Consider the following 11880-nt stretch of genomic DNA (forward strand, 5'->3'; position numbering starts at 1 on the left):
TTTTAGGAGGTGGTAATATAAACATTTTAAATTTAATATTTAAGTCGCGAGACAAACCTAAAGACGGGGAGAGGATATCTTCATCGTCTTTTTTATTTGGGAGAACAACAGCAGGAAGGAATGTCAACGAATTTACTGCTATGCAAATGACGGCAGTTTATTCATGTGTGAGAGTTCTTGCTGAAACCTTAGCAGGACTTCCTCTTCATCTATATAAAAGAGGGGATTCAAACTCAAAGGAAAAAGCAAAAGAACACGCTATATATTTTTTATTACACGATGAACCAAATACTGAAATGACTTCCTTTGTATTTAGAGAAACACTAATGACCCACCTTTTATTGTGGGGAAATGCCTATGCTCAAATAATACGTAATGGTAGAAATGAGGTTATTGGTCTCTACCCATTAATGCCAAATAAAATGACTGTTATGCGAAGTGAGGATGGAGAAATCTTCTATAAATACAATCACAAATCAGAAGAAGTTTATCTTTTAAAAGAAGATGTCCTTCATATACCAGGGCTTGGTTTTGATGGTCTTATTGGATACTCACCAATTACAATGGCAAAGAATGCAATTGGTATGGCTATGGCCTGTGAAGATTATGGTGCATCATTCTTTCAAAATGGAGCACAGCCAGGTGGAGTTTTAGAACATCCAGGTATTATCAAAGACCCAGAAAGAGTTAGAGAGTCTTGGAACGCTGCCTTTCAGGGGCCTAAGAACGCCAACAAAGTGGCTGTACTTGAAGAAGGGATGAAATACCAACCCATAGCAATAGCACCAAGTGAGGCCCAGTTTTTGGAAACTAGAAAGTTTCAGTTAAATGAGATAGCAAGAATATTTAGAATACCACCTCATATGATTGGGGACTTAGAGAAGTCATCATTTTCAAATATAGAACAGCAGTCACTTGAATTTGTTAAATACACCCTTGATCCTTGGATTGTTCGTTGGGAGTAATCTTTGGAAAGATCACTATTAACAAAGAAAGAAAAGGAATCCTACTTTATTAAATTTAATCTTGATGGACTTCTAAGAGGAGACTATGAATCAAGAATGAATGGATATGCTGTAGGAAGACAGAATGGTTGGATGAGTGCAAATGACATAAGAGAATTAGAAAATCTAGATAGGATCTCGGCTGAAGAAGGTGGTGACCTATATCTTGTAAATGGAAATATGCTACCACTTGATAAGGCAGGTAGTTTTTATCAGCAGAAAGGAGAAGAAATAAATCCTAATGAAGAACAATAAAATATTTTGGAACTGGAAAAAGGATTCAAATGAACTCTATATAGATGGAGTTATTGCAGAAGAGTCTTGGTTTGATGATGAAATCACTCCAAGGCTCTTTTTTGAAGAATTAAAAAACAAAATTGGAGACATAACTGTGTGGATCAACTCCCCTGGTGGAGATTGTATTGCAGCATCTAGAATTTACACCATGCTTTTAGAACACAAGGGAAATGTAACCATTAAGATTGACGGGCTTGCAGCATCAGCAGCATCGGTCATTGCTATGGCAGGAACTGAAATATTGATGAGCCCTACCTCATTAATGATGATTCATAACCCTTTAACTGTAGCTATTGGTGACTCAAAAGAAATGCAAAAAGCTATAGATATGTTAAAGGAGGTCAAGGAATCAATTATCAATGCCTATGAGATTAAGACGGGTTTATCCAGAGAAGAGATTTCTAATCTAATGGATGGAGAGACTTGGTTTGATAAGAATAAGGCCATTGAGATGGGTTTTTGTGATGGAACTCTCACTGACAAAAGAAAGGATGAAAAAGTTACGAACATGGTCTTTTCAAGGCGAGCAGTTACAAATTCACTTTTAACAAAGATAAATAAAGAAGTAAAAACTCATTCAATGAGCGAAGTAGAAGAAAGATTAAACAAAATTAAAAATACTTGGAGGTAATTATATGAACTTAAAAGAACTAATGGAAAAGAGAACTAAAGCTTGGGATGAGGCAAAAGCATTTGCTGAATCTAAGAAAGATGAAAAGGGTCTAATGTCTGATGAAGACTTTAAGACATATGAAGAGATGGAAAGAACTATCGAGAATTATACTCGTGAAATCGAAAGAAAGAAGAGGGAAGAAGAAATGGATAAATCCTTGGAAAAACCTACTACTCAAGCACTAACAAATGAACCTGCTACTTTTAATGAAGAAGAAAAACCAATGAGAGCAAGAAATGTCTATAAGAAATCTATGATGAAAGCATTAAGAACTAACTTCAGAGATATTTCCAATGAATTAAAAGTAGGCACAGATGAAAGTGGTGGATATTTAGTTCCAGAAGAGATGGAAGCAGATATTGTAAATGGCCTTGAAGATGAAAATATTTTTAGAAAATTAGCTACAAAAGTTCAAACTTCTGGACTTCATAAAATCAATATTGCTGCTACAAAGCCAGCAGCCCTATGGGTAGAAGAAGGTGGTCAACTTACTTTTGGAGATGGCACATTCGATCAAGTATCTCTAGATGCACACAAACTCCATGTTGGAATTAAAGTTACTGAAGAACTTCTCTATGATGCAGCCTTTAATTTAGAAAAATACATCACTGAAGAATTTACTAGAGCGTTAGCAAATGCTGAAGAAGATGCCTTCTTAAATGGTGATGGAGTAAATAAGCCTACGGGAATTTTTGACTCTAAAAAGGGTGGAGAACTTGGCCTAACAACAAAGGCTCAAACAATTACTGCAGATGAACTCATTGATTTAGTTTACTCTTTAGATAGACCATATAGAAAGAAAGCAGCCTTCATTTTAAATGATGCAACAGTTGCTCAGGTTAGAAAACTTAAGGATGTTAATGGTGCATATATTTGGCAACCTTCACTTAAAGATGGAGAACCACATAGACTTTTAGGATATCCTGCCTACACATCTGCCTTTGCTCCAAAAGCTGATAAAGGAAAATTGGCAGTAGCCTTTGGTGATTTTTCTTATTACAAGATTGGAGATAGAGGAAATAGATCTTTCCAAGACTTAAAGGAACTATTTGCTGGTAATGGCATGGTAGGTTTCTTAGGTAAAGAAAGAGTAGATGGCATCTTAGTTTTAAGAGAAGCAGTTAAACTATTAAAAATCGGTGCTACTGCCTAAGGAGTAAACTATGATTACTCTTGAAGAGGCAAAGTCCTATTTAAGGGTGGATTTTGATGATGAGGATGAGATGATTGAATCTCTCATCCAATCATCAATCAAACACTCCATGGATGTAGCTAGAGTTGATAGTGAAGAAGAACTTTCTAAAAATCCAAATGGAAAGATAGCAGTCCTCTATATGACAGCTTATATTTATGAACATAGAGAAGAGGCAGATTATTCTGAATTAAACTTAACTCTAAGGGCTTTATTATTTGGCGATAGAAAACCAGGTTTTTAAGGAGGTATTATGGCCAATAGTTTAAATACTTTAAATTTAATTCAAACAAAGGGTGGAATTAATATAAAACAGGGAGATATATCTTCAGAATTGAGCTTTCAACTATGTGACTCAAAAGGTGACCCTATTAGTTTTTTAAATGATAAAGATGCTAGTATTCATCTTTATAGCAAAGAAAAGAAACTAGAATGGAAATGTAAGACAAAGGTAAATGAAGATAGGATTTCTTTTAGAATTGACAAGCCACTTGCCATAGGATCATATAAAATAGAAATCAAAATAGATGGTCATATTTTCCCATCAGACCAAGGAACTTATATAAGAATAACAAAGGGTTATGAGTCATATACTGATTCTGAAAGTGCAATAGTTGCCATTGAAAATGCTAAAAATATAGCTGATGAAGCAATAAAAAAGGCTATTGAAAAGAATCTAGAAGATATAAGAGGACCAAAGGGGGATAAGGGTGATGACGGTTCTCAAGGCAAAGAAGGTCCACCTGGTCCAAAAGGAGAAGATGGTAAGGACTGTGAAGTTATAGATAACCTTGAAAGCGAAGATGGAGAAAAAGCCCTATCTGCCAGACAAGGTAAAATTCTAAATAAAAAATATGATGAGCTTTTTTACGATGTCGATAATGGTAAGAACTTGATTGCTAAGTCTATTGTCGACAAGAAAGGAAAAGCTAATAAGGATGATAGTTTTAAAGACTTAGCAAGCAAAATTGGAGAAATAAAAACTGGATGGGAGCCTGGACATAAATTTCATAAAGAAGAATTAACGGCGGAATATGAGTACTATTCTGATGAAGAACCTAATATCGTTATTGAAAATATAGATGGTGCATTATCTGTTCCAGATACTAGTGATTTCTATTTTATAACAAAAGGAGGAATATTATCCTTATCTACCAGCTTAAATGAAGTATTGAGTTCTGATAAGCACAAGTATTTGAATCTATGGGAATATAAGAATAATAGATGCCTTGGGGTTGTTAGTGCGGATAATAATGGATTTATTTCACTGTATGGGATATCCATGATTCTTGAAGAACTTTGGTCTATAGATACAAAGATTCCATCAAAAACAAAGATAGATGTTAATTTTGTTAACAACACTCTAGTTACATCGGCAAATGATAAGTCTGTTATAGAAGTTCATAACATGATAAATAAAAAATATTTTAGCGTCTATAACTATGATGATTTTTATAATGGATTTAGTTTGATAGCTGTCCAGAATAATAATACTGTTTCGGCAATGAATAATAATGGTGATATTTTTAATTTCAACTTAGGCGAATATAAATTAGATAAAATAATATCTTGCGATAAACATAATTTAGGAATTCATACTTCTGATAATAAAATATACCTTTTTCAAATAACAAATGGATTTCTTGAAAATCCGAGATTAGAAATTGATTTGTCAAAGTGGGCAAAAGGAAATCTTCTATCTTACAGTTCATATCGAACGGGCTTCAGATATACTTATGAGGGCATATCTTTATTAGTGGATTTTCGTAATAAGGTAAATATAGCCTATGAATGGGATTATGATAAAACGACAGAAGTTGAAACTAGATTTGATGATTTAATTATATCTTATGTAAAAGATGATATAAGAATACTAGAAGTCATAAACCTTTTTACAAAAGAAAAAATCATTACTAAATCTCCAAACTATAAGACAGTATTAAAATCAGATATTAGTACATCTAATGACTATTCTAGCGAGACTTTGTATTTTGTTTTAAATGGAAATTTATGTAGTTGGTATAGAAGTGCAAGTCTAAGATATTATATTCTGCCAGAACTCCCAGAAGATACTGGAGAGCAATATGAAAATAGCTGATTTTAATAGAAGAATAACCTTTCAAAATAAAGATGTTGAAGTTGATGAGATAGGTAATCATAAATCAGTATGGTCGGATTATCTAACAACCAATTCATATATATCATTTCAAGGTAAGGGAGAAGAAGTTTTTCTTGGTATGGAAATAGATAGGTCAGATATTTCTTTTACTGTAAGATTTCAAAATAGGTTAAAGAATATTAATACTTCAGAGTACAGAATTCTATTTGATGATGAAAAGTACAACATCATCTCAATTGACTTTATGAACTACAAAAATAGACTTATAAAGTTTAGATGTAGGAAGGTGAGTAGATGAATGTAAAAATTGAAAATCTCGCCAGTGAAATAATGAAAGGCTTAGAAGAATATTCTGATATGGCAACAGATGAAGTCAAAAAGGAAGTCAAAAAAGCTGGTAGGAATATAAGAAAAGACATACAAGAAAATGCACCTGTAGGAGAAACAAAGAAATATTCTAAATCTTGGTCAGTAAAAACTATGAAAGAAACTTCAAACTCAATAGAACTTGTAGTCCATTCAAGAAATAGATACCAGCTGGCTCATCTACTTGAAAAAGGACACGTTCTAAGACAAGGAGGAAGAGTATCTGCTAAGCCACACATTGGACCAGCTGAGGAGAAAGGAGTAAGAGAATTGGAAGAAAATATAATGAGGAAGTTAAGAGAATGAAGAGGTTAATGAATATAATTAATGAGATTGGACTTCCATTTGCATACTCACACTTTGCTGAAGGAGAAAGTCCAGACCCACCATTTTTGGTTTATCTATTTCCAAAGAATAAACACTTTGGTGCAGATGGAGTGGTTTTCTATAAGAATACCCAGATAGACTTAGAACTCTACACTGATAAGAAAGAATTGAAATTAGAAGAAAAGGTAGAAGAGATACTTGATAGGGAAAAAATCTATTATGAGAAATCTGAAGTTTGGATTGAATCAGAAAGACTCTATGAAGTTTTGTATGAATTCACACTTAATTTAAAAATTACGGAGGTAAATAATAATGGCCAATAAAGTTAAATTTAATATTTGTAACGTACACTACGCTCTCTTTGATAAAGCAGAAGAGGGCGTCATTAAATATAAGACACCAGTGCCAATGCCTGGTGCTGTTTCAATTTCATTAGATCCTAATGGAGAGCCTGAAAGCTTTTATGCTGATGGAATTGAATATTACACTATTTCAAATAATATGGGATATGATGGAGATTTAGAAATCGCTCTTATTCCAGAATCCTTTAGGACGGATGTTTTGATGGAAAAATCAGATTCAAATAAAGTTCTAATTGAGTCCTCAAATTCTGAAACTGCAAACTTTGCACTTCTTTTCGAGTTTGATGGTGACCAAAAGAAAATCCGTCATGTCATGTATAATTGCTCAGCAGCAAGACCTACTCTTGAAGGAGAAACAAATGAGGAATCAAGAGAAGTTCAACCAGAAACCTTATCTATTCAAGCAAGACCACTTCCAAATGGCAATGTAAAGGCTAGAACAAGTGATGAGACAACTAAGGAAACTTATGATGGTTGGTATAAATCAGTTTATCTACCAATAGAAACCTCATCTTCTACGGCAAGGACAACAGGAGGTAGTAGATAATGGCATTAACAAAAACTATAAAAATTGATGGTAAAGATGTTATATTTCGTGCATCTGCAGCTATTCCAAGAATATATAGATTGAAGTTTGGTCGTGATATCTTTAAAGATTTGATGGAACTTGAAAAGTCTATGAAGAAAAATGATAAAGATAAATCTAATCTAGATATTGGTTCACTTGAGTTATTTGAAAATATAGCTTATGTAATGGCAAAGCATGGAGACAAATCTATTCCTGATAGTCCAGAAGAATGGTTAGATAATTTCTCAACTTTTTCAATTTACCAAATTCTACCTCAGTTAATTGAGTTGTGGGGGCTTAATATAAAATCGGAAGAAGTTCCTAAAAAAAAGTAAGACCGACAGAAAGACCAATGACTACACCCTTGTTTCTATTAAGGGCAGTGGAACTTGGTCTTTCTGTTTCTGATTTAGCTCTTTTAACAATTGGACTTGTAAATGATATGTTCACAGAAAAGAATAATGACGACTATAAATACAAAGAAGTAGCTACACAAGAAGATTATGATAATTTCTAATCTTCAAGCTTAGCTACTCTTTTTTCAGCATCTTTATAGACTTTGGATTCGGCTCTTGCACCGATAATAATGACAAGAACTTCATCATCTGATTTTTCCAATTTATAAACGATTCTAAGACCTGAACTCTTAAGTTTAATTTTCATAAGACCAGCAAGCTTAGAATCAGAAAGGTTAGAAAGAGGCTTGCCATAGCCACCTTCGGTATTAGGAAGAGGATTTATTAAGATCCTCTTAAGTGCTTTATCGACAATTTTTCTTTGAGATCCATCTAAGGCTTTATAGTCTTGGATGGCTTCTTTTATAAAGGATAGTTTATAGTTCATTCGATTTCGTCCTCATCAAGAGGAGAGACTTCATTTAAATCGATATGGAAGGCTTCTTCAAATTCATCTTGAGAAATTAAATCGGATTTATCCATTGATGACATCCTTGTATTGGCAAGCATAAGATCTCTTGCATCTTCGAGCTCATCAATGAGTTTCGTATATTCATCAGGGGAAACAAGAATGCACTCAGGAGTGTTGTTCTTTAATACGACCTTGGAACCGTTCACTTTGACATCATCGAAAATACGTCCAGCTAGGCCTCGATTGAATTCAGAAATGGATACAGTCTTATTGGATAATTCTTTTACAAAATTCATACTTATCACCTCAAGATAAGTATAGCAAAAATTGATAAAAACATCAACAAAAACACTGATAAATATATCTCTAAAGAGGAGGTGAGATATTGGCAAATAGAATAAAAGGGATAACTGTTGAAATTGGTGGGGATACTACCAAATTACAGACTGCACTAAAACAAGTAAATACGGAGATTAAACATACTCAGTCTGAACTTCGTGATGTCAATAAACTTCTTAAACTTGACCCTGGCAACACTGAACTTATCTCCCAAAAACATAAACTGTTAGGTCAGACCTTGGAAGAAACAAAGAGCAAATTAACATCTTTAAAAGAGGCACAGAAACAAGCTGAACAGGCTCTTGCAGAGGGTAAAATTTCACAAGAACAGTATGATGCTCTTAAACGAGAGATTATTGAAACAGAACAAGCCCTTAAATCTCTAGAAAGGCAAGGGGCAACCACTAATCAAACTCTTCAAAACATAGCTATTACTGGAGAAAAATGGCAAAACACAGGGCAAAATATAGAAAATGTAGGAAGAAAAATGATGCCAGTATCTCTTGCAGTTGCAGGGCTTGGAGCAGCAGCTGTAAAGACTGCATCAGATTTTGATTCTGGTATGGCAAAGGTAAAAGCAGTATCTGGTGCAACAGGATCTGACTTTGATGCTCTAAGGGAAAAGGCTCGTGAAATGGGAGCTAAGACAAAGTTCTCAGCAAGTGAAGCAGCTGAGGCTATGAACTACATGGCCATGGCTGGTTGGAAAAGTAAGGACATGATTGGTGGTATTGAAGGAATTATGAACCTTGCTGCAGCCAGTGGTGAGGATTTAGCAACTACTTCTGATATTGTCACAGATGCCCTTACAGCTTTTGGTTTAAAAGCTGAAGACTCTTCTCATTTTGCTGACGTTCTTGCAGCTGCATCATCTAATGCCAATACCAATGTTTCACTAATGGGTGAGACCTTTAAATATGCTGCACCTATTGCTGGTGCCCTTGGATATTCAGTTGAAGATACTTCAGTTGCTATAGGTCTAATGGCAAACTCAGGAATAAAGGGTTCACAAGCAGGTACAGCTTTAAGGGCTGGACTAACTAGACTTGCATCACCAACTAAAGAAGTTATTAATGGAATGTCCATGTTAGGCTTATCTATTGAGGATGTACAGGGGCTTTCTCTTGATGAAACTCTAAGAATATTTAGAGAGTCCTTTGCTAATTTAGATGGAACTCAACAGGCACAGGCAGCATCAATGATATTTGGTAAAAATGCTATGTCTGGAATGTTGGCAATTATAAATGCAAGTGAAAAAGACTATAACAGTTTAAGTGATGCCATTTATAATGCAGATGGAACAGCAGAAAAAATGGCAACTACTATGCAGGATAACTTAGGTGGTCAATTAAAGATCCTACAATCTGCCTTAGAAGAATTAGCCATATCCTTTGGAGAACTCCTAATGCCAACTGTTAGGAAAGTAGTTGATATAATAACAAAACTGGTAAATGGACTTAATGCACTTCCAGGTCCAGTAAAAGGTGTCATTGCAGGAATAGGTGTTTTTATAGCTGCTCTTGGTCCAGTTCTTATTATTATAGGAAAGCTTGTCTGGTCAATAGGAACTATTATGACCAAAGGTCCTCTAATAATAGGAGGAATTACTAAGATAGTTGGAATATTTACAGGTACACTTATACCAGCAATCACTGCAGTAGTATCAGCCATTGGTATAGTTCCTATTGCTATTGGTGCAGTAATAGCTGGACTTGTTCTTTTATGGAAGAAGTGCGACTGGTTTAGAGAAGGAATAATCTCCATATGGGAAACTATTAAGGAATCAACAGTTGCTATTTGGAATGGTATAAAAGAATTCTTCGTAAATCTCTGGCAAGGAATATCAGAATCTTGGACAAAATCCTGGACAGAGATTACCACTTTCTTATCAGAATTTTGGTCTGGATTTATTGAAGGTGTTAAGACTACTTGGAAAGGCATCAAGGACTTCTTTGCCAACCTATGGAATGGACTTTCTGAAGGATGGAATACTATCTGGACATCTATAACAACTTTTCTAACTGAATCTTGGAATACCTTTATTGAAGGAGCAAAGAGTCTATGGCAAAGTTTAGGGGAATTCTTTACAAGCCTTTGGACGGGAATTCAAACTACTTTTACTAATATATGGACAGCTATTTCAACTACAACAACAGAAGTATTTACAGCAGTTGGAGAGTTTATAAAAACTACTTGGGAAGGTATAAAGACTTTAATTTTAACAGTTCTTGATGCAATTAAAGTAAAAGTAGAGACTATTTGGAATGGACTAAAAGAGTTTTTAACAACAGTCATTACTGCCATTGGAGAATTTATTTCTACATCCTGGACAAACATAAAAACAACAATTGAGACTATATTGGCTTGTATTAAGACAGTTATTGAATCAATCTGGAATGGGATAAAGACCTTTATATCATCAACAATGAATAATATTAAGTCCTTAGTTTCATCTGCTTGGAACTCCATAAAGTCGACTATTTCCTCTGCAGTAAATACTGCGAAGTCAGCCGTATCGTCTGCCTTTAATTCTATGAGATCAAGCATTTCATCGACCATGTCAAATATTCAGTCCACTATTAGAAATGGATTTAATAATGCAGTTAATCACATTAAGAATTTGGCATCACAAGCCTATACATGGGGAGCTGATATGATTAACGGAATTGCTAGAGGGATTAGAAGTGCAATTAGCAATGTGACATCTGCTGTTTCTAATGTAGCATCAACTATTAGGTCCTACCTGCACTTCTCTGTTCCAGATGTTGGCCCACTTACCGACTATGAATCTTGGATGCCAGACTTCATGGAAGGTCTATCTAAGGGGATAGAAAAGAGCAGAAGATTAGTACAATCTTCAATGAAAAATGTCGCAAGTGATTTGGTTTTAAGCCCAAATATATCAGCTGTTGGCATAGGTGGACATGATAAAGAATCAGCTATAAATGGCATTGATATAGGAAGACAAATATCCGATGCACTTGCAAACATTAATTTAAAATCAGAAAATACTGGAGATATAGTTATCCCAGTTTATCTTGGAGGCACACTCCTTGATGAAGTTATTGTTAATGCATCTATGCGTAAGAATTTAAGAAGTGGAGGTAGGTAATGAAATATCAATCATATTTAATTATTGAAGGAGTAGACCTACCACTACCAAATTCTTATGATTTGGAGTTTAGAGATATTGAGGCAGATACTGGAGGAGAAACAGAGGCAGGTACAATTCAGAGGGATATTGTTAGAAATAAAGTAGCGAGTATTTCTGTAAGTTTTTCTTGTAGTCCTAAGCTTGTAAAGAGATTGAGTAGTCTTACTAACAAGTCTAACCTTAAAGTTAAATTCTTAGATACAGAAACATTGGAACTTAAAGAGACACAAATGTATATAGACAAGTTTCAAGTCAAATTAATAAAAGATACTTCTTATAAGGGATTGTGGGAAGTATCTTTTTCATTGGAGGAGTATTGATGTATCCAATAAGCAATGAATATAAAAAAGCAATCAAAAAGAATTCTCGTAAATTTTACTGGACGGGAAATATCATCTTAAAAGATGAAACAATCATTTCATTTACCAATAAAGATATTCTTAAAGGGTCTGGATACATTCATCGTTCATGCTCTGGATCTTCTGAACTTGAAATAGGTACAGTTTATGCTGGAGAGTTTGGAATTAGCCTTTTTTCAAATATAGATAGGTATTCTCTAGAGGATTCAAAGCTAGAACTTTTTTATAATCAAGAACTAGAAAATAAAAAGAT

Annotated in this window: 14 protein-coding genes and 2 pseudogenes; 14 read left to right on the top strand and 2 right to left on the bottom strand. The window is 34.4% G+C overall.

Annotation, left to right across the window (positions count from 1 at the left end):
- Nucleotides 1-17: 17 nt before the first annotated feature.
- The 11 genes and pseudogenes from GAN53_RS09610 to GAN53_RS09800 all read left to right on the top strand — a co-directional run bounded on the left by GAN53_RS09610 (nt 18) and on the right by GAN53_RS09800 (nt 7425).
- Nucleotides 18-1259, top strand: a pseudogene (locus tag GAN53_RS09610) (phage portal protein).
- The gene (locus tag GAN53_RS09615; RefSeq protein WP_151410833.1) at nt 1246-1932 is read left to right on the top strand and encodes a head maturation protease, ClpP-related; all 687 of its coding nucleotides are present in this window, start codon (nt 1246-1248) and stop codon (nt 1930-1932) included. Before GAN53_RS09610 ends, GAN53_RS09615 begins: the two are co-directional and overlap by 14 nt.
- A gap of 4 nt (nt 1933-1936) precedes the next feature.
- The gene (locus GAN53_RS09620; RefSeq protein WP_151410834.1) at nt 1937-3127 is read left to right on the top strand and encodes a phage major capsid protein; all 1191 of its coding nucleotides are present in this window, start codon (nt 1937-1939) and stop codon (nt 3125-3127) included.
- Nucleotides 3128-3137: 10 nt separating this feature from the next.
- The gene (locus GAN53_RS09625; protein ID WP_151410835.1) at nt 3138-3410 is read left to right on the top strand and encodes a head-tail connector protein; all 273 of its coding nucleotides are present in this window, start codon (nt 3138-3140) and stop codon (nt 3408-3410) included.
- 9 nt (nt 3411-3419) lie between these two features.
- A complete protein-coding gene (locus GAN53_RS09630; protein ID WP_151410836.1) occupies nt 3420-5264 on the top strand; it encodes a collagen-like protein in 1845 nt (614 codons plus the stop codon).
- On the top strand, nt 5251-5583 hold the full coding sequence (locus GAN53_RS09635) for a phage head closure protein (RefSeq protein ID WP_151410837.1): 333 nt from the start codon (nt 5251-5253) through the stop codon (nt 5581-5583). The genes GAN53_RS09630 and GAN53_RS09635 overlap by 14 nt, the downstream gene beginning before the upstream one ends.
- Nucleotides 5580-5957 (top strand): HK97 gp10 family phage protein, encoded by a 378-nt coding sequence (locus tag GAN53_RS09640; RefSeq protein WP_151410838.1) that lies wholly within the window; start codon nt 5580-5582, stop codon nt 5955-5957. The genes GAN53_RS09635 and GAN53_RS09640 overlap by 4 nt, the downstream gene beginning before the upstream one ends.
- Entirely contained in the window at nt 5954-6301 is a 348-nt protein-coding gene (locus GAN53_RS09645; RefSeq protein WP_151410839.1) for a hypothetical protein, read from the top strand. Before GAN53_RS09640 ends, GAN53_RS09645 begins: the two co-directional genes overlap by 4 nt.
- Nucleotides 6291-6887, top strand: coding sequence for a major tail protein (locus GAN53_RS09650; RefSeq protein ID WP_019192390.1), 597 nt, complete (start codon nt 6291-6293; stop codon nt 6885-6887). Before GAN53_RS09645 ends, GAN53_RS09650 begins: the two co-directional genes overlap by 11 nt.
- The gene (locus GAN53_RS09655; RefSeq protein WP_151410840.1) at nt 6887-7243 is read left to right on the top strand and encodes a hypothetical protein; all 357 of its coding nucleotides are present in this window, start codon (nt 6887-6889) and stop codon (nt 7241-7243) included. The genes GAN53_RS09650 and GAN53_RS09655 overlap by 1 nt, the downstream gene beginning before the upstream one ends.
- 17 nt (nt 7244-7260) lie before the next feature.
- A complete protein-coding gene (locus GAN53_RS09800) occupies nt 7261-7425 on the top strand; it encodes a hypothetical protein (RefSeq protein WP_192574113.1) in 165 nt (54 codons plus the stop codon).
- Here the strand turns inward: GAN53_RS09800 and GAN53_RS09660 are convergent.
- Nucleotides 7422-7751: a type II toxin-antitoxin system RelE family toxin gene (locus tag GAN53_RS09660; RefSeq protein ID WP_049690779.1), complete on the bottom strand. Its 330-nt coding sequence runs from the start codon at nt 7749-7751 to the stop codon at nt 7422-7424. The genes GAN53_RS09800 and GAN53_RS09660 overlap by 4 nt on opposite strands.
- A complete protein-coding gene (locus tag GAN53_RS09665; RefSeq protein ID WP_019117841.1) occupies nt 7748-8071 on the bottom strand; it encodes a type II toxin-antitoxin system Phd/YefM family antitoxin in 324 nt (107 codons plus the stop codon). Before GAN53_RS09665 ends, GAN53_RS09660 begins: the two co-directional genes overlap by 4 nt.
- A gap of 89 nt (nt 8072-8160) precedes the next feature.
- Between GAN53_RS09665 and GAN53_RS09670 the strand changes: the two genes are divergently transcribed.
- The 3 genes and pseudogenes from GAN53_RS09670 to GAN53_RS09680 form a co-directional block, all read left to right on the top strand.
- The gene (locus GAN53_RS09670) at nt 8161-11226 is read left to right on the top strand and encodes a phage tail tape measure protein (RefSeq protein WP_151410841.1); all 3066 of its coding nucleotides are present in this window, start codon (nt 8161-8163) and stop codon (nt 11224-11226) included.
- A complete protein-coding gene (locus GAN53_RS09675; protein ID WP_008901317.1) occupies nt 11226-11588 on the top strand; it encodes a hypothetical protein in 363 nt (120 codons plus the stop codon). Before GAN53_RS09670 ends, GAN53_RS09675 begins: the two co-directional genes overlap by 1 nt.
- Nucleotides 11588-11880: pseudogene (locus tag GAN53_RS09680) on the top strand (hypothetical protein); the annotation flags it as partial. The gene GAN53_RS09675 and the pseudogene GAN53_RS09680, both read left to right, overlap by 1 nt.

The organism is Anaerococcus sp. Marseille-P9784 (assembly GCF_902500265.1).
Classification (GTDB): Bacteria; Bacillota; Clostridia; order Tissierellales; family Peptoniphilaceae; genus Anaerococcus.